Consider the following 22,127-nt stretch of genomic DNA (forward strand, 5'->3'; position numbering starts at 1 on the left):
CTACGTCTTTCTCCGCAATGACGTGAAATTCCGGCCGATCCGGCGTAAAATGATTCGCAATACCGCCCCTAGCCGGAACTGATTCATGACCGACGCCACCTCTGCCATTCATGCGGTGCTCAACCAGTCGCCACCATTCGAGGGCGTCAATCTGTTCGAGCTGGACCGGCCGCTCGTGGAAGCGGTTGCGATGAATGAGGGCTCGTTCGCCTATGTCGACCACGCCGAATTCGGTCAGCTGTGGGGCTCGGCCGAGATGGCGCAACGCGCGCGGCTGGCCAATGAGAATACGCCGAAGCTGCGGACTTTCGATGCGCGCGGCAACCGGCGTGACGAGGTCGAGTTTCATCCGGCCTATCATGAATTGATGGCACAGAGCGTTGCGGCAGGAATTCACAATTCGACATGGACGCGTGACGGCAAGTCCGCGCGCGGTGCGTCCGAAGTGGCGCGTGCGGCGAAATTCTACATGGCGGCGCAAGTCGAGACCGGACATCTCTGTCCGATCACCATGACGCGCGCTGCCGTAGGGGCATTGGCTTCGCAGCCGGATGTGCTGGCACAGGTGATGCCGATCATTGCCAGCCGCGATTACGATCCGAGCTTTGCGCCTTGGTCCGCCAAGCGCGGCATGACGCTGGGCATGGGGATGACCGAGCGGCAGGGCGGCACGGATGTGCGGACCAACATGACGCGCGCGGTGCGCGACGGCGATGCGTATCGGATCAGCGGCCACAAGTGGTTCATGTCGGCGCCGATGTGCGACGCGTTTCTGGTGCTGGCGCAGGCCGAGGACGGGTTGAGCTGTTTCTTCATGCCGCGGTTCAGGCCGGATGGTTCGCTCAATGCGCTGAACTTCCAGCGCCTGAAGGACAAGCTCGGCAATCGCTCCAATGCATCGTCGGAGGTCGAGTTCAACGATGCCTATGCGCTGCGCGTCGGCGAGGAAGGCAAGGGCATCCGCACCATCATCCAGATGGTGCAGCTGACGCGGCAGGATTGCGCCACAGCATCGGCCGGATTGATGCGCTCGGGTCTGGTCCACGCGCTGCATCACGCCAGGCATCGCAGCGTGTTCCAGAAGCATCTTGCCGATCAGCCGATGATGCAAAGTGTGCTTGCCGACATGGCCCTGCATGTCGAGGCCTCCACCGCGCTGGTGATGCGGCTGTGCCGTGCGTTCGATGTGGCACCGGAGGATGCGTCCGAGGCGGCCTATATGCGTTTCCTGACGCCGGTGGTGAAATACTGGGTCTGCAAATCGGCGCCGGGCTTCCTTTATGAGGCCATGGAATGCATGGGCGGTAACGGTTACGTCGAGGAGGGCATTCTGGCGCGGCATTATCGTGAGGCGCCGGTCAATGCGATCTGGGAAGGCTCCGGCAATGTGATGTGTCTCGATGTGCTGCGGGCGCTGTCGCGCGAAGGTGACGCATCGACCGCGGTGCTGCAGGACCTGATGCTGGAGACGCGAGGACTGCCCGGCGCGGCCGACACTGCTGCCTTCATCATTCGCACCTTGCTGCGGCCCGACAGCGAGCGTGTTGCGCGGCAGGCGGTGGAATTGCTGGCGTTGCTGGCGGCCTGCGCCGCGCTGAACATGGTGCATCCGCCCCATGCTGAATTGTTTGCGCGGACACGCCTCGATGGTGCGCGCAACGCGATCTACGGCACTGCTGCATTGACCGAAGCTCAGGGCCGGGGACTGCTCGAGCGGGCGTTGCCGCAGTGAGTGCGCTGGAGACGCCGATCACGCCCGCCGCATCGTCAGACCTGCCGCCCGCGACGAAGCCGCCGCGGGTCTGGAAATTCTGGGGCACCAGCCTCTGGGGGCTGTTCGCTTTTGCAGCGATGTTCGTCGGTCAGTTGACCGTCGTCGCCTATTACCTGCTGTTCAAGGATGCGCCACTCGACGCGACGCTGCTGATCAAGGCCATGAGCAGCGGCACGACCATCGCAGCATCGGTCATTATGGGGCTTCCGGCCGTGTGTCTGGCGCTGTGGCTGGCGACGCGCATGGCGCGGCAATCCTTTGCCGACTATCTGGGGCTACGCGGCACGTCCTGGAAAAACTACGTCATCGGCACGGTGGCGCTGATCGCGCTGGTCGGCGCCTGGGAGCTGGTCGCAAAAGGCATGGGGCGCGATTCCGCGCCGACTTTCATGCTGGAAGTGCTGAAGTCGGCCCGTGCCGACGGCGCGCTGTGGCTGCTCGTGATCGCATTCTGCGTCGGCGCGCCGATGACCGAAGAGTTCTTCGCGCGTGGCTTTCTCTATCGCGGCTGGTCGGAATCGTTCTTGCGGCCGTTTGGCGCCATCGTGGCGTCATCGCTGGTCTGGACGGCGATGCATCTGCAATACGATTGGTTCTTCTTCGTCGAGATTTTCACCATCGGCCTGCTGTTCGGCTATATGCGCTATCGTAGCCACTCGACATGGCTGACGATCTTTCTGCATGGCCTCAACAATCTGGCGGCGACTGTTCAGACGCTGCTCATCGCGAACGGTGTGATATCGCCGTAGCTATTCTGCCAGCGCAATGAATACGGGCATGGTCAGGACCGCCAGCGTGGTTTGGACGGTCAGGATCTGCGCCAACAGAGGCGCGTCGCCGCCCATCTGCCGCGCCAGAATATAGCCGTTCGAGGCCGAGGGCACCGACGCGCAGCAGACGACCACCGCGAGGTTGGCACCGGACAGGCCGAAGGCGATGCCGAGGCCCATGGCGATCAGCGGCATCACGGCGAGTTTCAAGACGACTGTCAGTGCTGCAGCCATGCCGGGCTTGTGCAGGCCTTCGAGTTGAAGGCCGGCGCCGACAATGAGCAGACCCATCGCCAGCGAACAGCGCCCGAGTGCATCGAGAAACTCGTGGGCGGGCCTGGGAACTGGCAATCCGGTCACGTTGATCGCGAGGCCGATCACGCAGGCCCAGATCAGCGGGTTCCTGGCGATGGTCAGCAGCAGCGCCGGCCACGCCATCCGTTGCGGCGAGGCGTAATGCGCGAGCACCCAGACGGCCAGAATATTCAGCAGCGGGATCATCGCCACCATGGCGACGGAGGCCAGCGTGATGCCAAGGTCGCCCCACAGATTGCCGGCGACGGACAATGCCACGAAGGTCTGCCAACGCGTGGCGCCCTGAAACAGCGACGTGAAGGCCGGCCCGTCGAGCCCGATGGCCCGTGCCAGCAACGGGCGCAGCGCCAGACACAGCGCGGACATCAGGACAACGGAGAGCAGCAGCGCACCGCCAACGCCGGCGATCGGCACCGACGCCAGATTAGCCCGCGCCAGCGTATCGACCAGCAGGGCGGGGAACAGCACGTAATAGACGAGCTGTTCCAGCCCGACCCATTCGATGTTCTGTTTCAGCAGCAGGCGCCGCAGCGCGTAGCCGAGCACGATCAGCAGGAAGACCGGGACGAGAGCGGCAAATACCGTCAGCATGGGGTCAACGAATATCCGGCGTGCGCAGCAAGGCGGCGAGGCGATCTAGCGCGCCCTGAAGAATGAAGATCGCGGCATGTTCGTCGATGACCTTGGCGCGTTTGGCGCGGCTGACATCATTGGCGATCAGTTCGCGCTCGACCGCAGATGTGGAGAGCCGCTCGTCCCAGAAGGCGATTGGCAATTCAGTCAGTTTCGAGAAGTTGCGCGCGAAGGCACGGGTCGATTGTGCCCGCGGGCCTTCGCTGCCGTCCATATTGATGGGCAGGCCAAGCACGAAGCCACAGATGTTGCGCTCGCCGGCCAGCTTGATCAGGCGCGCAGCATCCGCCTTGAAAGCGGTGCGCTCGACAGTCTCAATGCCGGTGGCGAGGCGACGGTCCGGATCGGACACCGCGACGCCGATGGTCTTGGTGCCGAGATCGAGACCGATCAGCGCGCCACGGGCGGGCAGATGTGCGGCGGCTTCGACGAGGGGAAGGATGACTGCAGGCATGGCCCCGCATAACACGCGGAGCCATCAGATCAAACGCTGCGCCGCAATTATCGGGGCGGACGGCGGCTGCGCCATTCCTCGGCGGTCATTTCCCAGATTTCCGAGGGCCAACGGCCGGAGACGTAATCGCGATCCTCGGAGGCGATCACGCGCATGCCGGACGTTTCGGAAATCCGGCGCGATGCGGTGTTGGCGATGGCCTTGATGACGCGCAACACAGGCCGCTGCAGGGTGTCGAACCAGTAATCGGTCACGGCGTCGCTGGCCTCGGTCATCAGCCCTTGTCCGTGCCAGGCGGGATCGAGCCAGAAGCCGCGGTTTTCGTCACTGCTGTCTCTGACATTGATCATACCGATCAGCTGATCCGGTGCGGTCTTCAGGCGGATCGACCAGTGCCATTCGGTGCCACGCTCCATACCTGGCAGCACGACATCGCGCAGGAAAGTGAAGGCGCCATCAGCCGGGTAGGGCCATGGCACGCGGCTGGCCAGGAAACGCACCACCTCCATCTGCGGGAAAAGCCTTTGCACGGCATCGGCATCATCCAGGCTCAGCGGGCGCAGGATCAGGCGCGGCGTCGTCAGCTCGGGAATGGCAGCGGTCATCGGTCGCGTTTCACATCGGTGGTGATTTGCGGCAAGGTAGCATCGTTCCCGCGTTTCTGCGTCTTACGTCACGAGCCCGATCTATGGACGCCCTCAGCCTGTTTGGATTGTTTGCAGTCAGCGCCATGCTGGTCTGTTACGCGCTGGAAGCGCGCAGTCCGTGGTTCACGCTGGCCTTTGCCGGCGCCTGCGGGCTCGGATCGCTCTATGGCTTCCTGCAGGGCGCCTGGCCGTTCGGGCTGGTGGAGGCGATCTGGGCCGGCGTGGCGCTGCGCAAGTGGATGCTCATCCCCCGCGCAACCGCATAGCTCGCGCGGGTGCGGCCGTGTTAGCCTGAGCATGGCTCGGCAATGATGCGCGTGCCATTTCCTCACGTTTGTCTCAAGATCGTCACTGCTTTGCCGCTGGATTCAGAGGCATTGCCGCAAGATTGTCGCAAGAATCCGGAGATCCCCCATGTGGCCCGACCGCCGACTGATCGACCTTTTCGGCACCGAATTTCCCATCGTGCAGGCGCCGATGGCCGGCGTGCAGGATGCCGACATCATGATCGGCGCAGCGGAGGGCGGCGCGCTGGCCTCGCTGCCATGCGCGATGATCTCGCCGGAGAAAGCCCGCGAGCAGATCAATATCGTGCGCCAGCGCGTCTCCGCGCCGGTCAACATGAATTACTTCTGCCACACGGCGGTGGACGCTGATCCGGCGCGCGAGGCCAACTGGCGCAAGCGGCTGTCGTCCTATTACACCGAATTCGGGCTCGATCCGAATGCAGACATCAATGCAGCCAACCGCGCGCCGTTTGACGAGGCGATGTGCGCGCTGGTGGAAGAGCTGAAGCCGAAAGTGGTCAGCTTTCACTTCGGGTTGCCGGACCCGGCGCTCTTGAAGCGCATCAAGGCAGCCGGCTGTCGGGTCATCGCCTCTGCGACCATCGTCAAGGAAGCCGTCTGGCTCGAAGAGCGTGGCGTCGACGCGGTCATCGCGCAGGGCGCGGAGGCTGGCGGTCATCGCGGCATGTTCCTGACCGAGGATATCGCAACCCAGCCCGGCCTGTTCGCGCTGCTGCCGCAGGTGGTCGATGCGGTAAAGGTGCCGGTGATCGCGGCGGGCGGCATCGCCGATGGGCGCGGAATCGCGGCAGCCTTTGCGCTCGGCGCGGCCGGTGTGCAGATTGGTACCGCCTATCTGCGTACGCCGGAATCCAAGGTGAACGGGCCGGGTCGTGCAGCCCTGGCCGGGGCGTCGGATGCCTCCACAGTCATCACCAATGTCATGACCGGCCGTCCGGCCCGGGGCGTCATCAACCGCGTGATGCGCGAGGTCGGGCCGGTCTCGCCCGATGCGCCGGCGTTCCCGCATTCGGCGACCGCGCTGGGGCCGCTGAAAGCCGCTGCCGAGAAGCTCGGACGGACCGATTTTACCAATCTCTGGGCCGGGCAATCGGTCGGAATGGGCAGCGAACGGCCTGCGGCAGAGCTGACGCGGTCGCTGGCGGCGGCCGCATTGGCGCGGATGGCTGAATTGCGGGGCTAGGGCGCCAAACAGGGCGGAGGCGTCCGCCGGTTGCGGCGCGAAACCTCCGTCTGCTATACGGCGGGCAGATTTCGCCTTGAGGCCTATATAGATGTCAGTCGACGCCGCCACCGTTCGCCGGATCGCGCACCTTGCGCGGATCGCGGTCACAGACGCCGAGGTTCCTCATCTGCAGGGCGAGCTGAACGCAATGCTGGCTTTCGTGGAGCAGCTGCAGGAAGTGAATGTCGATGGCATCGAGCCGATGACCTCGGTGATGCCGATGGAAATGAAGAAGCGCGCCGATGTCGTCACTGACGGCGAGATCGTCGACGCGGTGACGGCGAATGCGCCGGAGTCCGAAGATCATTTCTTCCTGGTGCCGAAAGTCGTCGAGTAATCGACACAGGAGACGGCCATGTGCCTGCTTTGCGACGATGAAAAGTCCTATCAGCTCTATATGGACTACCTCGACGAGATGGAGCGTCAGGGGAAGGTCAAGGACGTCGACGCGGCGATGGATGCCATCCTCGACAAGGTTCAGGCTGCTCAGGAAGCCGAGGACAAGCTCCGCCGCAGCTCGTTCAAAAAAGACGCACCTGAAAACGACAAGACGCTCTCTCCCTTCTTCTGCAGCCCGGTCAATAAATAGATGACAGATCTGACGTCGCTGACACTCGCCGAGGCGCGTGACGGCCTTGCGACCAAATCCTTCACGTCAGTTGAACTGACCGATGCGCATCTCAAGGCGATGGAAGCCGCGCGCGTGCTGAACGCCTATGTGCTGGAGACGCCGGAACAGGCACGCGCCATGGCGCAGGCGGCCGACGCGAAACTCGCCAAGGGCGAGGGCGGCTGGCTCGGGGGCGTGCCGCTGGGCATCAAGGATCTGTTCGCGACCAAGGACGTGCGCACCACCGCATGTTCGAAGATCCTCGGCAATTTCGTGCCGTCTTACGAGTCGACCGTGACCGCGCAGCTGTGGCGTGACGGTGCGGTTATGCTCGGCAAGCTCAACAATGACGAATTCGCGATGGGCTCGGCGAACGAAACCTCGTTCTTTGGTCCGGTGATCAATCCGTGGCGCCGCGAAGGCTCCGACGCCAATCTGGTGCCGGGCGGCTCGTCCGGTGGTTCGGCTTCGGCCGTTGCCGCAGGTCTTTGCCTTGGCGCCACCGCGACCGACACCGGCGGTTCGATCCGCCAGCCCGCGGCGTTCGCCGGCATCGTCGGCATGAAGCCGACCTATGGCCGCTGCTCGCGCTGGGGCACGGTCGCTTTCGCGTCCTCGCTCGACCAGGCCGGCCCGATTGCGCGCACCGTGCGCGATACCGCGATCCTGATGCGCTCGATGGCCGGCTACGATCCGAAAGACTCGACGTCCGTGGACCGCGACGTGCCTGACTACGAGGCGGCGATCGGCAAGTCCGTGAAGGGCATGAAGATCGGCATTCCCAAGGAGTATCGCATCGATGGCATGCCGGCCGAGATCGAAAAGCTTTGGTCGGAAGGCGCTGCGCAGCTCAAGGCCGCCGGTGCCGAACTCGTCGACGTGTCGTTGCCGCACACCAAATACGCGCTGCCGGCCTATTACATCGTGGCGCCCGCCGAAGCCTCGTCGAACCTCGCGCGCTATGACGGCGTGCGCTACGGCTTGCGCGTGCCCGGCCGCGGCATCAACGACATGTATGAAAATACCCGCGCTGAAGGCTTTGGTGCGGAAGTGCGCCGCCGCGTCATGATCGGGACTTACGTTCTCTCGGCCGGCTATTACGACGCCTATTATCTGCGCGCGCAGAAGGTGCGTACGCTGATCAAGCGCGACTTCGAGGAGTGCTTCGCCAAGGGCATTCACGCCATCCTGACGCCGGCGACGCCGTCGGCGGCATTCGGCATCGGCGAAAAGGGCGGCGCCGATCCGATCGAGATGTATCTCAACGACATCTTCACTGTGACGGTGAACATGGCCGGCCTGCCGGGCATCGCGGTTCCCGCCGGCAAGGATGCGCAGGGATTGCCGCTCGGATTGCAGCTGATCGGCCGTCCGTTCGATGAGGAGACGCTGTTCTCGCTCGGCGAAACCATCGAGCAGGCATCGGGGCGTTTCACGCCGCCCAAGTGGTGGGCCTGACATCATCTGCCTGGAGCTCTTGTGTGGCGCGTTTTCTTTACGCGAACCAGCAGCCACCTCGCTTGAGAACGCTTTAGGGTGTTGCGCGTTTGACGTTGCGTTTTGCGGTGCACTTGGTCATGGTTTGTCCATGAGCATGGACCGTGCATGAGCACCGACGACGGGCTTCCGCCTTCCCAACAGGTCGACCAGATTCTGGGTTCCCCGAAGCTTGCAAAGGCGATCGAGAACGATCGCTACAAGCATCTGCTGGATCATGTTCCCGTTGCGCTCGCCATCTCGCGCGGCTTGGGCAGCGAACAGCAGGTTGTCTACATCAACAGGGCCTTCGAGCAACTGATGGCAATGGCGCCGGCCGATGTCGAAGGCCAGAGCTGGACCTGCCTCGACGGCTTTCTCAACGAAGACAATCAGAGCCAGACACTCGGCGAGGCGATCCGCGACGGCGAGGATTTCATCGGCGTGTTCCGGCCGTCGCTACCGCTGGAACGGCTGGTGATCGTGCAAGCCTATGCCTCGGTGATCGAGAGCGACGACGGCATCGAGAATTTCCGGATAGCTGCTCTTGTCGATGTCGGCGGCCGCGAGCGTGCGCAGATCGAGCAATTCGAAAACCAGATACGCGACCGCGACATGCTGATGCGCGAGCTGCAGCACCGGGTGAAGAACAATCTGCAGCTCATCACGGCGCTGGTGCGGCTCGAAGCCCGCTCGGCGGCAGAAGGCGAGGCGGTGGCGCTCGCGCGGCTCGCCAGCCGTATCGATGCGCTGACGGTTTTGTACCGGACGCTGTCCGACGAGAATGCCGCAGCCGATATCGATCTCGGACAGTATCTCGCCGATATCGCCAATGCGGTGATGGCTGCCAGCGCGACGGCGGATATCACGCTCGACCTGCAGGTCGGCTATTGCCCGATGTCGATCAATATCGCGATGCCGGCGGGACTGTTGGTCAACGAGATGCTGACCAACGCGCTGAAATATGCCTTCATCGGCCGTGCCGGCGGTCAGATCAAACTGATCTGCAAGCTGGAAGGCGGCCACGTCACGGTGGTTGTCGCCGATGACGGCATCGGCCTTGGTGAAGGCCAGGAGTGGCCGTCGCCGCGCAAGCTTGGCGCGCTGATCCTGCAGACGCTCAAGGAGAATGCGCCGAACGTGAAGTTCAATGCCGAGAGCATTCGCGGGCAGGGCAGCTGGTTCACGCTGGTATTTGATGCCGCACCGGGCAGTCAGCCGAACTGAGGATTGGGGCCGCGCCATTTTGGCGCGCACCTTGTTTCACCATTCATTAGCCACGTTGCTGGCGCGATTGGTGCCGGATCGTCAGTTTGCATCGAATTGCAACGCTTTACGGTAATATCTGATTGAGATTCCGGATTGGGGACCGTCCGGACGCGGTCCGTGCCGTTTGGTGCGGCCGTCTTGTGGGATCGGTAGAGAAGTGATGAGTGCGTTGCGTTCGATCGGTGTCGTGGTCACGACCTGTGCGCTGCTGCTGGGCTGTACGTCGGTCTACAACCTTCCCGCCAACGTGCCGCTGGCCGGCGCCTCCCTCGATCCCAATCTCGACGCCGTTTTCAAGGATGCTGCCGAGCAGGACGACCTGCTGATCGGATTTTCGTTCTCCGGCGGCGGCACTCGCGCCGCGGCATTCTCGTTTGGCGTGCTGGAGGAGCTTGGCAGCATCCGCATGCGCGGTGCATCCGACACCATGCTGGAACGCATCGATTTTCTGTCCGGCGTCTCCGGCGGATCGGTGACCGCCGCCTATTTCGGCCTCAAGAAGCGCGCGGCGCTGTCGGACTTCCGTGAACGTTTCCTGCTGCAGAATGCCGAGGCCGGACTGACCACACAGTTGTCGCTAGGTACTATCGGCCGTGCCTTGGGCGGCGGCATCAATGACTCCAAGGGCTTCACCAGTTGGCTCGACGCCAACCTGTTCCAAAATGCGACTTTTGGCAGCCTGCGAAATAGCGGTTCGCCACGGGTCTGGATCAACGCCTCGGATATCTATAACCGCGTGCCGTTCGTGTTCGACAACACGGCCTTCGCCGCGATCTGCAGCGATCTCAGCAAGTATCCGCTGTCGGGCGCCGTGGCTGCGTCGGCCGCGGTGCCGCTCGCCTTTGCGCCGGCCGTGGTGCAGGCCTTCCCCGGCACATGCAACGAGCCGCTGCCGGCTTGGGTCGCGCGCGCAGCCGCGAACCGCAATGCGTCGCCGATGTTGAGTGCCTATTCCAAGGCAGTGATGCGTTACCGCGACGGCGCGGTGCCTTACATCAAGCTGATGGATGGCGGCCTGGTCGACAATTACGGCGTCTCTGCGCTGACCATCGTGCGCGAATCCTCCGAGACACCCTATGGCCCGATGACACCGCAGCAGGCGGTCCGGCTGCGCCGCGGGATATTTATGGTGGTGGATTCCAAAGTCGGTCTCTCCGGCAACTGGATCAATACGGTGGAAGGGCCTGAAGGCGTCGATCTGATCAAGGCTGCGGTGGACACCACTATGGATGCGAGCATCGGCTCCAGCTACACCGCATTCGACCGAACCATGAAGGACTGGCAATCGTCGCTGATCAAGTGGCGCTGCGGTCTGTCGGCGGCAGAGCGTGCCCGTTATGGCGCGCGGCCCGGCTGGCGCTGCACCGATCTGCAGCTCTTCGTCGGCCGGCTCGGCTTCGATCAGCTAGATCCGGCGCGTGCCGCAGTGCTCGAAGCCGTTCCGACGCGTTTCCAGCTGCCGCAGGGGCAGGTCGATGACTTGATCCTCGCCGGTCGCGAGACCTTGCGTGCCAGCTCCGTGTTCAGGGCCTTCGCTTCGGGCATCTGATCGGATAGGGGCAAATGCCCTGGAAGCGACGCTGGAAAGCCTCACTGGGGGTTTTCCCGCGCCCGCGGTCGCGGTAGAAACCGCTCCATGAACGCACCTGTCAAACCTTCGAAGCTCATCAAGGGCGCCACCGGCGACTGGGAAATGGTCATCGGTCTGGAGATCCACGCCCAGGTCAATTCTCACGCCAAGCTGTTCTCCGGTTCGTCCACGGAGTTCGGTGGCGCGCCAAACAGCCATGTGTCCCTCGTCGATGCGGCGATGCCGGGCATGCTGCCGGTCATCAACGAGGAATGCGTGAAGCAGGCCGTCCGCACCGGGCTCGGCCTGAAAGCGCAGATCAACCGGCGCTCGACCTTCGACCGCAAGAACTACTTCTATCCGGACCTGCCGCAGGGCTACCAGATCAGCCAGTACAAGTCGCCGATCGTCGGCGAGGGCGAGGTCACGATCGAACTGTCCGACGGGGAGACCATTACCGTCGGCATCGAGCGCCTGCATCTCGAACAGGATGCCGGCAAGCTGGTGCATGACCGCAATCCGTCGAGCACCTCGGTCGATCTCAACCGTTCCGGCGTCGCGCTGATGGAGATCGTCTCCAAGCCGGACATGCGTTCATCCGAGCAGGCGCAGGCCTATGTGTCGAAGCTGCGCACCATCCTGCGCTATCTCGGCACCTGCGACGGCGACATGGAGAAGGGCAACCTGCGCGCCGACTGCAACGTCTCGGTCCGCAAGCCCGGTGATGCGCTTGGCACCCGCTGCGAGATCAAGAACGTCAATTCGATCCGCTTCATCGGCCAAGCCATCGACTATGAAGCCCGGCGCCAGATCGGAATCCTCGAGGATGGCGGGGTGATCGATCAGGAGACGCGGCTCTACGATCCCAACAAGGGTGAGACCCGGTCGATGCGCTCCAAGGAAGAGGCGCATGACTACCGCTATTTCCCGGATCCCGACCTGCTGCCGCTGGAATTCAGCGAAGAGTATGTCGCCGCGCTGAAGGCCGAACTGCCGGAACTGCCGGACGAGAAGAAGGCGCGTTTCATCAGCGCGTTCGGCCTGTCGCCCTATGATGCCAGCGTGCTCGTCACTGAGCGCGAGAGCGCTGAGTTCTTCGAGACGACGCTCGCCGGGCTTGCCGACAAGGCGCGCGACGGCAAGCTCGCCGCCAACTGGGTGATCAATGAGCTGTTCGGGCGCCTCAACAAGGAAGGCCAGGACATCTCGTCGTCACCGGTGTCGGCGGCGCAGATGGCCGCCATCGTCGACCTGATCGGCGCAGGCGTGATCTCCGGCAAGATCGCCAAGGATCTGTTCGAGATCGTCTGGACGGAAGGCGGTGATCCGCGCGCGCTCGTCGAAGAGCGCGGCATGAAGCAGGTGACGGACACTGGCGCCATCGAGAAGGTGGTCGACGACATCATCGCAGCCAATCCGGACAAGGTCACGCAGGCGCAGGCGAAGCCTGCGCTGATGGGCTGGTTCGTCGGCCAGGTGATGAAGTCCTCGGGCGGTAAAGCCAATCCGCAGGTCGTCAACGACCTCCTCAAGAGCAAGCTCGGCATCTGACGATCGCTATTCGATCACGACGGCGCCGCCTCGCGCGGCGCCGTTTTCGTTTTGGTGGACCTCGCTGGCGCGTCGTAACCTGCGCGATGAACGGTCGCGCGCGCGGAATCAGATCGCGAATCGGCGTGGTGTCAGCCGACAAAAAGTGCGGTTGTGGCCAGCACCGATAAGTCGCGAACGCGTTTTCTGAAAAAATATTTTCATTGCCAAAAATACCGACTCAGAGTCCCTCGCGCCCGTTTTCAGCGCCCGACTCACGCGTGGGAGCGGCAAAAGTTTGTGTAGTTGTTTGATAGTACGAATTGCGGGCGCCCGGAAAAAATAAGTACTTTCTGCAATCTTGACATTTGTGGACGCAGCGTTTCCGGGCGTTTCTCGCGTCGCCTCGCGTGCCGGATTTCAAGTTGTGACTGGGCCCGTGGGGGAAGTGGCGCGTTGCGCTCATCAACACTTCCTTAAGCGGGAGACTGTTCTTTTGAAATCGTTGGTGTATTCGGGATGAAGTGCATTTCGATTCCCGAGTGCACGCAGCGATCAAGTCATCTCTTTATTGGAGGGCAACATGGCCAAGAAAGCTACGAAGAAGGCAGTCAAGAAGACCGTCAAGAAGGCAGCGAAGAGCGCTGTGAAGAAGACCGCGAAGAAGACCAAGAAGGTCGCCAAGAAGAAGTAACTTCTTCTGCGATCCTGCCGGCGGCAACGCCGGCGACGTCACAAGGGCCTCGGCGACGATTTGCTTCTCGAAGCGGATGTTGAGCGCAGCCCTGGTTGACGAAAGAGGGTGTCGGCGAGACATCAGGTCAAACGGCTGGATCGTGACCCGGGCAGAGCTTGCTCTTCCCGAGAACCGGTCCGGCAAAGAAGCCGGTCATTCCGTGATTGGCGTTCTTTATTCGGTGCGGATCATTGGTCCGCAATTTCATCGGTGGCTTCGGCCACATGAGATTTGATCCTGACGTGTTGCCGACGCCCTCGTTTTGCCGGTGCGGTTCATCCCCGGCGCCTGAATTCCCTAATCCCGAAAATCTTTCGTTTGCTCAAGGTGATAATGGTGCGCCGGCTCTTCTGCTAGAGTGTGCCGATGCTGCTGTTTCGCCCTTTTGAACCCCGCGACCTTGCGGCGCTCTATGCGATATCGCTCGCTACCGGCCACGCAGGTGGTGACGCGTCCCATCTCTACGAGGACGGCCAGCTCGTCGGCCACATCTACTCAGCCCCGTACGCCTCGCTCCAGCCGGATCTTGCTTTTGTCGTGGAGGACGACGACGGCGTTGGTGGTTTTGTGGTCGGCACGATCGATACGGTGATCTGGGAAAGCCGGCTTGAGCAGGTTTGGTGGCCAGGTCTGCGCCGACGATACGCCTATCCCAGCAGCGCGCCGGAAGGCTGGACGATCGATGAGCGGCGTCATGCTATGATCCATCATCCGGAGCACGCGCCAGCTGATGTTGTGCGCGACTATCCAGCGCATGTTCATCTCAACCTTCTGCCACGACTGCGGCGCCGGGGTGTGGGCGTCAGGTTGCTTGCCGTGTGGCTGGAGCTCGCGAGCACGCGGGATGCCAAGGGCATTCACGTGGGGGTCAATCACGCGAATGCGGCAGCGCTGATATTTTGGAAGCGACAAGGATTCCTTCCATTAGCCACAGCGAGCGAGACGTCACGCACCATCTGGATGGGGCGCCGCATCACTGGCTAGCGGCCATTATTGGCTGGGGCAGGTGCCTGCCTGTTCGCAGCCCTTAACGTCCATCGTCATCGACGCTGCTGCGATGGTTACGGCATCACCAAGCGGCAGGGTAAACCGAATTCCGCGAAAATGCAGAAAACCCGCATAAATACTGGGTTTCTGGCCGCGGACGGGCCGATTCAGACTTCGGCTCTTCAGATTTCGTTCATCCCGATACTTAAACTGCTCTTCAAATTTGATCGGTCATATTGATCCCAACAAGCCGGCAAACGGCGGTTGGGATTGCATCAAATCACGGACGGGAGCCGCGCTCGGTTGGGGGCGGCAAAAGCAAAAAAAGGAATGACCGATGTTTCAGGGACAGATCGATTTTGAAGCTGCGATGCCGATCGCAGAGACCGCCATCCAGGACGTGCTGTTCGAGCGCGGTCTGTACTGGGCCTCGGGCCGCTCGGGGATCGTGGACCTCGTCGCCGCGCACAAGTGGTTCAACCTCGCTGCCCTCAAGGGCCGGGTCGATGCCATTCCGATGCGCCGCGAAGTGGCCGAGATGATGTCGGATGTCGAGATCGCTGCCGCGCAGCGTGATGCCCGCGCCTGGCTGTCGACGATCCACTAATCCGACTGCGCGTTTTCGCGGTGGTTCGGCAGGCGCGATGCCCGCCGGGGAAGCGCGATGAGCCGCTACTTCTTGACGATGGTGAAGATGCCGTCGGTTTCCGGCTCCGCCACATAGCGGTTGTCCGGCGTCGAGAAGCGGATGCGCAGTTTGCGGGTCGCGTCGGCAAAGCCGATCGTCCATCCTTCATAGAGCCGCCACGCCGCGATTTCGTCCATGAGGGGGAATGTCTTGGCGCAGTCCTTGGCGACGTCGATCTGTGAGCCGCCGATGGTGCTTTCGCTCTTCAAAACGACGCGGCAGCGTTTCCTGCCCTTGACGTCCTGCAGCTCCCAGGCTCCGTAGATATCCTTGAGCATCGCCGGATCGGCCTCCTTGAGGTCCATCAGCTTGAGGGTCTGCCCCGATGCGGCAGATGAGATCGTCATCCCGGCGGCAATCACGGCGGCCCATTTCATATCGCGCACTCCCTCGCATGTTTCCAAATGTACCGTAGCCACGTCACGGCCTTGTTACGAGTATCGCGGTTGTAACCGGCATGTGCGTCCCAATGTCTGTCTCGTCGCTTGCACAGCGGGGCCGATAGGCCGCGCGACAAAAAAGGACAATGCCATGTCGACGAAGAAACTCACGCTCCCATCGATTATCCGCGCCGGCGGCCTTGCGACGCTGGTGGGTATTGCCATCGGCGCCGCCCAGCCTGCAGTTGCTGCATCGGCCCCCGTATATCCGCAATCGATCAGCGCGCCCGCTGCTGTCACATCCACCGATATCAGTGCGGCACGCAAGAACCGGCAGGTGAGGCGCACATCTCCGCGTGATGCCTATGGCAGCTATGTCGGCGGAGGCAGCTATATGGGTGGGGCAGGCGGTGTATCGCAGTCCTATCCCGGCTACGGCTACGGCGTTGGAGATAATTCGCGGAACCAGACCTGGTAGCGCCGTTATCCACGATGTGATGACCCGGCGGCGACCGCGAGCGTCGTCTGGGGAGGGGCTGCATGCCGTCGTGGAAGGTGACGACGGATCGCGAACGGCGATGATGAGCAATATTGCTCAATGCCGGACAACAAGCACCCCAGAACAGCAGAATATACGACTGCCTGCGATCTGGCGCTGCACCTACAGGGGACGGTTTCCGATGCCCCTGCGGTCTCTATGGATCTCCAAAGCTTTAGTTAGACAGGGCGCCGAAAAATCCGAGGGGTAGGCGCCACAACGGCGCTGTTGACCCTTTACGGACAGTCTGGCCACAAGCAATGATCGCATTGGCCGACACGGATGTCTGACACATGTTCACCCTCTACTATGCCGCGCACACATGTTCGCTCGCCTCGCACATCGCGCTGGAAGACGCCGGGGCGAAGTACGAACTGAAGCGGATCAACTTCAGCAAAAATGAGCAGCAGTCACCCGCCTATCTCGCGGTCAACGCAAAGGGGCGGGTTCCGGCAATGGTGACGCCACATGGCGTTCTGACTGAAACGCCAGCCATGCTGGCATTCATCGCGCAAAGCTTCCCGCAGGCGCACCTCGCGCCGCTGAGCGATCCATTTGCGTTTGCCCAGTTGCAGTCATTCAACAGCTATCTTTGCTCGACCCTTCATATCGCTCACGCCCATCGCATGCGGGGCTATCGGTGGGCGGACGAACCGTCTTCGTTTGCGGACATGCAGCGCAAAGTCCCGCAATCCGTCGGGGGCTGCTTCAAGCTGATCGAGAGCGGGATGCTGACAGGCCCCTGGGTGATGGGCGAGACCTATACGATTGCCGATCCGTATTTATTCACGCTGTCGCAGTGGATCGAGGCAGATGGCGTCGATCCGGCAAGTATTCCGCGCGTCATGGAACATCGGTCCCGCATGGCGGCACGTCCCAACGTGAAGAAAGCCATTGCCGAAGAGCTTGCTGAGTGATCGACGCCGCGCGGCGCGAGCCCCGGATTGACTATCGTCCCGGAGGCGGCACCACATCTGGCGACTTTGTACGATCGAACTGTGGCCACTGGCTGGAGACATCAGGTAGAGCGATTTCCTTGCCGGTCATGCGCTCAATGGTGATCGCATAGAGGGTTATCGCATCGAGGCGTGGAAAGAAGCCCTTCGGTTGGCCCAGGTCGCTTCTCATACTTATCCATGAGCTTTTCAAAGAAGCGCTGTTTGATCGCACGGTCTTCGACGATATCTGCCAGACCAAACGCAATGACGCTTCGATACGAAATCGATGCATCGCACTCGAAGCGACCATAAGCGTAGACTTGCCCAGGCTCATCGACCTCAAAGCAAACACGTCTGTTCTGTTCTACATTGATACGCAGATGACCGCGCGCGCCTGCATTGTGAACGAATATCTTGTCGTCCATCCACACATATAACAGCGGCAGACAATAGGGATATCCATCTGCGCCCACCGTCGCGAGGCGACCGCAAAACCCACGGTCCAATGTCTCGCGTGTGCGCTCGTCGGTCATGACCAGGTCTTTTCGCCGAAGATCCGGAGGTGCGCTCATCTGTACTCCCCAACCAAGCTGCCGATCTCGCCGGTGCATTGCAGCGCTTACGCGAGGTAATCACCTACGTTGATCAGAGCGCGAACGCAAATAAATGCGTGCGGGGGGCGCCTGATCGGGAATGGCTCGCTGCCAATCCTGCGACTCGTAAGGCCGCGTTGGAGTATCGGCGCAAGCAGGTGGAGGCAAAGCGATGCGCTTGATTCGTCTGTACGACGCTCGGCTGGTGCAGCGAGCCAGCATCAAGCTAGCGCAGAGGGCGTCGGGAATCTTTCTTTAAGGATTGCCGGGCATCATTCGCTCAAGCGGAGAGTTTGAGTACCGCTAGCAGGTAGAGACCCGCCGGAGCGACCCGGCGGGTTTTCTTTAAAGGCCCAGTCTTGGCGCCGCTAAAGCCAGGCCTCGTGTAGTAGCAGTTGCGGCGGAAAGCCGAGCAGCCCGCGCGCGCAAGATGCGTGTCGCCTCGTTCGTCCGAGCGCAGTGCGGTCAGTCGTTCTCTCCACACCTGTAGTGCTTCGGGCGTCAATCCGGTCCAATGTGTGATTTCGCCAGTGACCTTGAGCGGTGCGCTGCTGCGATACGACCGAGTGGGGTTGCCGGGAAATTTCTTGTCGGTCACGTTCGGGTCGTTCTCGAATGTCCCGGTCGGCTCTACGAGATAAACACGCGGGACTGCGCCGCTTCCGGTGAGTTCCGCCGCGATTTCAGCGGCAAGCCCGGGACCGTCCACAATGGCAGTGAAGTAGATGTGGTTCATCACCACTTCAGGACGATAGTTCGACCGGTATCCTGCGGTGAGGAAATCACCCACGCGCAAATCCGCGATTGTACCGTGAAAGAATGGTCCCACGTCCAGCACTTCGGTCATCGTCCTTATCTTGTGAGTCTGCTTCTGGTCAGTGAGCTAAGGGTGCCAACGTCCGTGACGAGGTCGATAGCTGTCGTCGCTGATCTTCAAGACATATCAGACTGCAGCGTAGAAATGGCGGTGATTGGCGGGGCTTATGGCCGCTTGGTGACGATGCGCGCAAATGAGGCAATGGCGAGTGTGCATTGAAATGTGCGCGGATAAGCGAACTCTCAGAGAAATTCACAAATTTCAATGTGATACCAGCCAGCGCTGGAATTTTCCGGGGTTTTGAAGTGCGCCCCAAGCTCATTTTCTGGGTGTAGCTAACTAAGCGGTACCAAATCTGCGTCGGCGGTGTGTGCTTTCTGTTCAACCAGAGCCAAATGGCATTCTTCGATAGGCTGACTCGACATTCCTTTGCCGCCTTGCGAGAGTTGATGCAACCGCGTTCAGGAGCGTGTCTGACTGGATAGTGATGCAAGATCGAGGTGACCCAGTGAGCACCGATCAATCATCCCCGCTTCGACCGCCGCGGCATTCGTTGTTCGTAAAATACTTCGTCACGCTGCTTATCGCTGTTGTAGTCCCGCTATTACTAGGTGCGGCGAGTGAGGCCTGGTTCGGTTACCGCGGTCAACGGGCCGCCCTCAACGAACTGTTGCAGGCCGAGTCACGCTCGGCCACCGAACGTATCCAGACTTTCATTGATGGTATTCGCGATCAGCTTTACTGGGTCGTCCAGTTGCCTTGGATGGATGGCGACGAGGAGCGCCATCGCGTTGATGCTTTACGCTTATTGCGTCAAGTTCCAGCGATATCTTCGATTACATTGGTTGACGGAATGGATAGAGAGCGCGCCTTCATCTCCCGACTGGATGTGAACCGCATAGGGCTCGGCGCCTCCATGGCGTCCGACCCGGCAGTAAAGGGCGCCCACGCCAATAAGGTCTGGTTCGGGCCCGTGCGATATGAGCGTGATTCCGAGCCCTATATGACCATCGCGGTGGCTGGCAATCGTGCTGCCGCCGGAATCGCCATTGCCGACATCAACCTGAAATTGATCCAGGAGGTGATTGCCGCAATTAAGATCGGCGTGACTGGCCATGCCTTCGTAATCGACGATTCAGGCCGGCTGATCGCTCATCCAGATATCAGCCAAGTGCTGCGCGGCAACGCCGCCTCCGAGGGCTTGGGATCGTTAAAGGCCGCCGTGACTGCAGCAAAGGGAGCCGCAGTGGTCAGCAGCGATGCCGATGGCAGGTCGGCGATTGCCACCTCGGCCAGAACAGCAAGTGTCGATTGGACAGTGATCGCGCAGCAACCAGTGACAGAAGCTTTCGCACCGATTCGCGCCGCTCTATGGCGCTCGCTCGCGCTGCTGGTTGTTGGCATGCTCTTCGCGATATCTCTCGCCTGGTGGTTGGCTCGTCGTATGTCTGGACCAATCCGTCAGCTTGAGGACGGCGTGCAACGCATTGGCGCGGGCCAATTCGAGCACCGGATCGAGATGTCTAGTGGTGATGAGCTAGAACAACTCGCCAATCGGTTCAACGATATGGCGGGAGAACTCGCGGCCTCAAAGGAAAAGTCCGAACGCATCAATCGGTTGAAGCGATTTCTGGCCCCTCAAGTGGCAGAGCTTGTCGACGATCCGGGGAACCAGGGATTGCTCGACGGACAGCGTCGCGAAGTGGTTGCCATCTTTGGCGACCTGCGAGGTTTCACGGCGTTTTCGGCTCACGCCGACCCTGAGATTATTATGGGCGTGCTTAGTGAATACTATGCGGCACTGGGATCGGTGATCAGCCGACACCAAGCGACGCTCACGGGCTTCGCCGGAGACGGATTAATGGTCTTGGTCAATGCGCCCATAGAGTGTGATGAACCCGCGCTGCGTGGTGTTCGTTTGGCTATCGATATGCAGGCGGCCGTGCAGGCGCTCATCGCTGGCTGGCGCGTCGCGGGGCACACAATCGGTTTCGGCGTCGGAATCGCGATGGGCCAGGCGACGGTGGGTACCGTTGGCTACGAAGGCCGGATCGAGTACACGGCGATCGGTAGCGTCATCAACCTAGCGTCACGCCTGTGCGGTTTGGCAGGTGACGCCCAGATTCTACTCGATCCGATTCTTGCGGGCGCAGTAGGAGGAGCCATCGAGGTCAACAGTATCGGTGAGCGGTCTATCAAGGGGTACGACAGGCCGGTCGGCGTTTTTGCGGTATCATGACGTCCGGCAAAACAATTCCGCTATGGGGCATTCGCGACGAAGCGCGATGTTCGCGCTACGTCCGCTCCGCGTTTGATAGCGCCCACATCGCGCAAGCGTCGATACGCCCCAAAATGCAAAGAGCGAAAATAGCCAGGTCATTCAATGACCCTATCAGCTCGAAGGATGACCTCTTCCGGTATCGACAAGTTCAGCAATTTTGCAGTCTTGAGGTTAAGTACCAGCTCGAACTTGGTCGGTCGTTCGACTGGCATACCAGCGGGGGCCGCGCCCTTGAATATTCCAGCTACATACTGCGCTGAGCGCCTGAACATGATCGATAAGCTTGGACCGTAACTTGCTAACGCACCGGCATCAACAAACTCGCTGATTTGATAGATTGCGGGGATTGGAACGGCGTTGGCCAGATCGACAATCTTCAGCCGAATTGGATCGGCTAGCACGAACACAACGTCACACAGTTCGTTTCCGATATCCTGAAACGCTCGCTCCAGATCGGCTGGAGTTGGCGCAACAATGGGAACGGTTGATAATCCAACGGTGTGCGCGGCTGCGCGCGACACCTCGTACAGTCCTGCGTGGGTAGGATTTGACGACATCAAGACCGCGATCTTTCTAGCAGACGGAAGAATAGTGCTGATTACATCCAAAATCTTGGTAGTGGTGTCGCCGTACATGTTGGCTAAACCGGTTATATTGCCTCCGGGCTGAGCAAAGCTTTTCACAAAACCGGACCCAATGGGATCGGTCGCTGGTGTCATCACAATCGGAATGGTCGTCGTTGCTCGCTGCGCGGCGGCTATCGCTGGTGTTGCAATGACGACAAGCACATCGGGACGAAGTGCGATGAGTTCGCTGACCAACGCAGGCAAGCGGTCATTTTGTCCCTCAGCTTGTCGCTTGTCGATAATGAGGTTTTTGCCTTCGACATAACCGAGAGTGTTCAACTCTTGTCTGAATACTTCAAACAGTTTGAGGTCGGGGCCAACTATGAAGCCGGGCGTTAGATACCCAATTCGCCAAGTTTTCCCTTGTTGTGACCATCCCAACTCCGGCCAAGCGACAGCAACACCCGCAAGAGTAGCAATGAACTCTCGTCGTCTCATGAGCTTTGCCTCAGGCACAGCCAACGGTCATGTGACAGCTTCACGTGAGACCCGCATATTTCGCTGACATCAGTTGCGAGCTTACGTTAGGTACTGGAATGCGGCTGACTGCCTTATCCAACCCCAAACCAAGATTGCCTGCAAGCAGTAACGCAACGTGACGAACTCGCGGCTCCGTCCGATCACCGAGCCTTGGACGACTTGTCGTAAGGCGTGCTGCTGTGAGACTTGACTGCGTTCCAAGGGGACGCCGCGTTTTTGTTCTGCCGATAACGAACAAGGCCAACGGATGGTCGGTGCGGGTCCGAATCAATGACCGCGGCCCGTTTCACCAAGGGGCGATGCATCGACCTGTCTCGAGTGGCACCCGAACGGCTACACCGACAGTGGCGTCACCCGCAGCCAAGAGCATTGGGCCTGTGGCAACACTGACGAGCGAGAGGGCGACGGCTGCGCTGACGATCGGGAGGGCGATGAGCTGCAGCACGGTGGCGAGGGCGTCACTGAAAACGACGAGCCGTCAC

The 22,127-nt window shown here is 61.0% G+C and carries 22 protein-coding genes; 15 read left to right on the forward strand and 7 right to left on the reverse strand.

The features are described 5' to 3' along the window. The first annotated feature begins 85 nt into the window (after positions 1-85). Both AB8A33_RS10220 and AB8A33_RS10225 read left to right on the forward strand, forming a co-directional pair. On the forward strand, positions 86-1,732 hold the full coding sequence (locus tag AB8A33_RS10220) for an acyl-CoA dehydrogenase family protein (RefSeq protein ID WP_439092598.1): 1,647 nt from the start codon (positions 86-88) through the stop codon (positions 1,730-1,732). Further along, positions 1,729-2,523, forward strand: coding sequence for a lysostaphin resistance A-like protein (locus tag AB8A33_RS10225; protein WP_439092600.1), 795 nt, complete (start codon positions 1,729-1,731; stop codon positions 2,521-2,523). The genes AB8A33_RS10220 and AB8A33_RS10225 overlap by 4 nt, the downstream gene beginning before the upstream one ends. On the opposite strand, the gene AB8A33_RS10230 is transcribed toward AB8A33_RS10225, so the two are convergent. The 3 genes from AB8A33_RS10230 to AB8A33_RS10240 are packed head-to-tail and all read right to left on the reverse strand — an operon-like array spanning position 2,524 to position 4,551. Beyond that, positions 2,524-3,450, reverse strand: coding sequence for an AEC family transporter (locus AB8A33_RS10230; protein WP_439092602.1), 927 nt, complete (start codon positions 3,448-3,450; stop codon positions 2,524-2,526). Positions 3,451-3,454: 4 nt separating this feature from the next. Continuing rightward, positions 3,455-3,946: a Holliday junction resolvase RuvX gene (ruvX, locus tag AB8A33_RS10235; protein WP_068732426.1), complete on the reverse strand. Its 492-nt coding sequence runs from the start codon at positions 3,944-3,946 to the stop codon at positions 3,455-3,457. Between the two features lie 47 nt (positions 3,947-3,993). Then, positions 3,994-4,551 (reverse strand): GNAT family N-acetyltransferase, encoded by a 558-nt coding sequence (locus tag AB8A33_RS10240; RefSeq protein ID WP_439092603.1) that lies wholly within the window; start codon positions 4,549-4,551, stop codon positions 3,994-3,996. Between the two features lie 83 nt (positions 4,552-4,634). On the opposite strand from AB8A33_RS10240, the gene AB8A33_RS10245 reads away from it, so the two are divergent. The 10 genes from AB8A33_RS10245 (at position 4,635) to AB8A33_RS10290 (ending at position 14,911) form a co-directional block, all read left to right on the forward strand. Next, positions 4,635-4,859 carry a hypothetical protein gene (locus AB8A33_RS10245; RefSeq protein ID WP_068732430.1) on the forward strand — a complete coding sequence of 75 codons (225 nt, stop codon included), beginning with the start codon at positions 4,635-4,637 and terminating at the stop codon, positions 4,857-4,859. Positions 4,860-5,007: 148 nt separating this feature from the next. Further along, entirely contained in the window at positions 5,008-6,084 is a 1,077-nt protein-coding gene (locus tag AB8A33_RS10250; protein ID WP_439092604.1) for an NAD(P)H-dependent flavin oxidoreductase, read from the forward strand. Between the two features lie 91 nt (positions 6,085-6,175). Next, a complete protein-coding gene (gene gatC, locus AB8A33_RS10255; RefSeq protein ID WP_439092605.1) occupies positions 6,176-6,463 on the forward strand; it encodes an Asp-tRNA(Asn)/Glu-tRNA(Gln) amidotransferase subunit GatC in 288 nt (95 codons plus the stop codon). An 18-nt stretch (positions 6,464-6,481) separates the two neighbouring features. Continuing rightward, positions 6,482-6,715, forward strand: a complete 234-nt coding sequence (locus tag AB8A33_RS10260) for a hypothetical protein (RefSeq protein ID WP_439092606.1) — start codon at positions 6,482-6,484, stop codon at positions 6,713-6,715. After that, positions 6,716-8,194, forward strand: coding sequence for an Asp-tRNA(Asn)/Glu-tRNA(Gln) amidotransferase subunit GatA (gene gatA / locus AB8A33_RS10265; RefSeq protein WP_439092607.1), 1,479 nt, complete (start codon positions 6,716-6,718; stop codon positions 8,192-8,194). Positions 8,195-8,341: 147 nt separating this feature from the next. After that, complete coding sequence (locus AB8A33_RS10270; protein ID WP_439092609.1) at positions 8,342-9,439, forward strand: sensor histidine kinase; 1,098 nt, start codon at positions 8,342-8,344, stop codon at positions 9,437-9,439. A gap of 202 nt (positions 9,440-9,641) precedes the next feature. Continuing rightward, on the forward strand, positions 9,642-11,030 hold the full coding sequence (locus AB8A33_RS10275; protein WP_439092610.1) for a patatin-like phospholipase family protein: 1,389 nt from the start codon (positions 9,642-9,644) through the stop codon (positions 11,028-11,030). An 87-nt stretch (positions 11,031-11,117) separates the two neighbouring features. After that, positions 11,118-12,602: an Asp-tRNA(Asn)/Glu-tRNA(Gln) amidotransferase subunit GatB gene (gene gatB, locus AB8A33_RS10280; protein ID WP_439092612.1), complete on the forward strand. Its 1,485-nt coding sequence runs from the start codon at positions 11,118-11,120 to the stop codon at positions 12,600-12,602. Between the two features lie 1,081 nt (positions 12,603-13,683). After that, positions 13,684-14,301, forward strand: a complete 618-nt coding sequence (locus AB8A33_RS10285) for a GNAT family N-acetyltransferase (protein ID WP_439092613.1) — start codon at positions 13,684-13,686, stop codon at positions 14,299-14,301. 340 nt (positions 14,302-14,641) lie between these two features. Further along, positions 14,642-14,911: a hypothetical protein gene (locus AB8A33_RS10290; RefSeq protein WP_439084776.1), complete on the forward strand. Its 270-nt coding sequence runs from the start codon at positions 14,642-14,644 to the stop codon at positions 14,909-14,911. Positions 14,912-14,976: 65 nt separating this feature from the next. Here the strand turns inward: AB8A33_RS10290 and AB8A33_RS10295 are convergent, their stop codons facing one another. Further along, a complete protein-coding gene (locus AB8A33_RS10295; RefSeq protein ID WP_439092614.1) occupies positions 14,977-15,369 on the reverse strand; it encodes an AprI/Inh family metalloprotease inhibitor in 393 nt (130 codons plus the stop codon). 154 nt (positions 15,370-15,523) lie between these two features. On the opposite strand from AB8A33_RS10295, the gene AB8A33_RS10300 reads away from it, so the two are divergent. After that, on the forward strand, positions 15,524-15,850 hold the full coding sequence (locus tag AB8A33_RS10300; RefSeq protein ID WP_439092615.1) for a hypothetical protein: 327 nt from the start codon (positions 15,524-15,526) through the stop codon (positions 15,848-15,850). 353 nt (positions 15,851-16,203) lie between these two features. Then, the gene (locus AB8A33_RS10305) at positions 16,204-16,827 is read left to right on the forward strand and encodes a glutathione S-transferase family protein (protein WP_439092616.1); all 624 of its coding nucleotides are present in this window, start codon (positions 16,204-16,206) and stop codon (positions 16,825-16,827) included. 134 nt (positions 16,828-16,961) lie between these two features. On the opposite strand, the gene AB8A33_RS10310 is transcribed toward AB8A33_RS10305, so the two are convergent. Both AB8A33_RS10310 and arr read right to left on the reverse strand, forming a co-directional pair. Further along, positions 16,962-17,420: a pyridoxamine 5'-phosphate oxidase family protein gene (locus AB8A33_RS10310; RefSeq protein ID WP_439092617.1), complete on the reverse strand. Its 459-nt coding sequence runs from the start codon at positions 17,418-17,420 to the stop codon at positions 16,962-16,964. Positions 17,421-17,721: 301 nt separating this feature from the next. Next, the gene (arr, locus tag AB8A33_RS10315) at positions 17,722-18,288 is read right to left on the reverse strand and encodes an NAD(+)--rifampin ADP-ribosyltransferase (RefSeq protein ID WP_439092619.1); all 567 of its coding nucleotides are present in this window, start codon (positions 18,286-18,288) and stop codon (positions 17,722-17,724) included. A 478-nt stretch (positions 18,289-18,766) separates the two neighbouring features. Here arr and AB8A33_RS10320 point away from each other — a divergent pair, with 478 nt between their 5' ends. Beyond that, positions 18,767-20,497: a cache domain-containing protein gene (locus tag AB8A33_RS10320; RefSeq protein ID WP_439092620.1), complete on the forward strand. Its 1,731-nt coding sequence runs from the start codon at positions 18,767-18,769 to the stop codon at positions 20,495-20,497. 137 nt (positions 20,498-20,634) lie between these two features. On the opposite strand, the gene AB8A33_RS10325 is transcribed toward AB8A33_RS10320, so the two are convergent. After that, a complete protein-coding gene (locus tag AB8A33_RS10325) occupies positions 20,635-21,603 on the reverse strand; it encodes an ABC transporter substrate-binding protein (RefSeq protein WP_439092622.1) in 969 nt (322 codons plus the stop codon). Positions 21,604-22,127 lie beyond the last annotated feature (524 nt).

Origin of the sequence: Tardiphaga sp. 813_E8_N1_3 (genome assembly GCF_051811025.1) — a bacterium.
Classification (GTDB): Bacteria; Pseudomonadota; Alphaproteobacteria; order Rhizobiales; family Xanthobacteraceae; genus Tardiphaga.

Bases quoted from the DNA above. Each gene is read 5' to 3' on its own strand.
- gatC (WP_439092605.1), top strand. From the start codon at position 6,176: ATGTCAGTCGACGCCGCCACCGTTCGCCGGATCGCGCACCTTGCGCGG.
- AB8A33_RS10220 (WP_439092598.1), top strand. From the start codon at position 86: ATGACCGACGCCACCTCTGCCATTCATGCGGTGCTCAACCAGTCGCCA.
- arr (WP_439092619.1), bottom strand. From the start codon at position 18,288: ATGACCGAAGTGCTGGACGTGGGACCATTCTTTCACGGTACAATCGCG.
- AB8A33_RS10305 (WP_439092616.1), top strand. From the start codon at position 16,204: ATGTTCACCCTCTACTATGCCGCGCACACATGTTCGCTCGCCTCGCAC.
- AB8A33_RS10325 (WP_439092622.1), bottom strand. From the start codon at position 21,603: ATGAGACGACGAGAGTTCATTGCTACTCTTGCGGGTGTTGCTGTCGCT.
- AB8A33_RS10270 (WP_439092609.1), top strand. From the start codon at position 8,342: ATGAGCACCGACGACGGGCTTCCGCCTTCCCAACAGGTCGACCAGATT.
- AB8A33_RS10240 (WP_439092603.1), bottom strand. From the start codon at position 4,551: ATGACCGCTGCCATTCCCGAGCTGACGACGCCGCGCCTGATCCTGCGC.
- AB8A33_RS10260 (WP_439092606.1), top strand. From the start codon at position 6,482: ATGTGCCTGCTTTGCGACGATGAAAAGTCCTATCAGCTCTATATGGAC.
- AB8A33_RS10275 (WP_439092610.1), top strand. From the start codon at position 9,642: ATGAGTGCGTTGCGTTCGATCGGTGTCGTGGTCACGACCTGTGCGCTG.
- AB8A33_RS10230 (WP_439092602.1), bottom strand. From the start codon at position 3,450: ATGCTGACGGTATTTGCCGCTCTCGTCCCGGTCTTCCTGCTGATCGTG.
- gatB (WP_439092612.1), top strand. From the start codon at position 11,118: ATGAACGCACCTGTCAAACCTTCGAAGCTCATCAAGGGCGCCACCGGC.
- AB8A33_RS10300 (WP_439092615.1), top strand. From the start codon at position 15,524: ATGTCGACGAAGAAACTCACGCTCCCATCGATTATCCGCGCCGGCGGC.
- AB8A33_RS10285 (WP_439092613.1), top strand. From the start codon at position 13,684: ATGCTGCTGTTTCGCCCTTTTGAACCCCGCGACCTTGCGGCGCTCTAT.
- AB8A33_RS10310 (WP_439092617.1), bottom strand. From the start codon at position 17,420: ATGAGCGCACCTCCGGATCTTCGGCGAAAAGACCTGGTCATGACCGAC.
- AB8A33_RS10295 (WP_439092614.1), bottom strand. From the start codon at position 15,369: ATGAAATGGGCCGCCGTGATTGCCGCCGGGATGACGATCTCATCTGCC.
- AB8A33_RS10245 (WP_068732430.1), top strand. From the start codon at position 4,635: ATGGACGCCCTCAGCCTGTTTGGATTGTTTGCAGTCAGCGCCATGCTG.
- AB8A33_RS10290 (WP_439084776.1), top strand. From the start codon at position 14,642: ATGTTTCAGGGACAGATCGATTTTGAAGCTGCGATGCCGATCGCAGAG.
- AB8A33_RS10250 (WP_439092604.1), top strand. From the start codon at position 5,008: ATGTGGCCCGACCGCCGACTGATCGACCTTTTCGGCACCGAATTTCCC.
- ruvX (WP_068732426.1), bottom strand. From the start codon at position 3,946: ATGCCTGCAGTCATCCTTCCCCTCGTCGAAGCCGCCGCACATCTGCCC.
- gatA (WP_439092607.1), top strand. From the start codon at position 6,716: ATGACAGATCTGACGTCGCTGACACTCGCCGAGGCGCGTGACGGCCTT.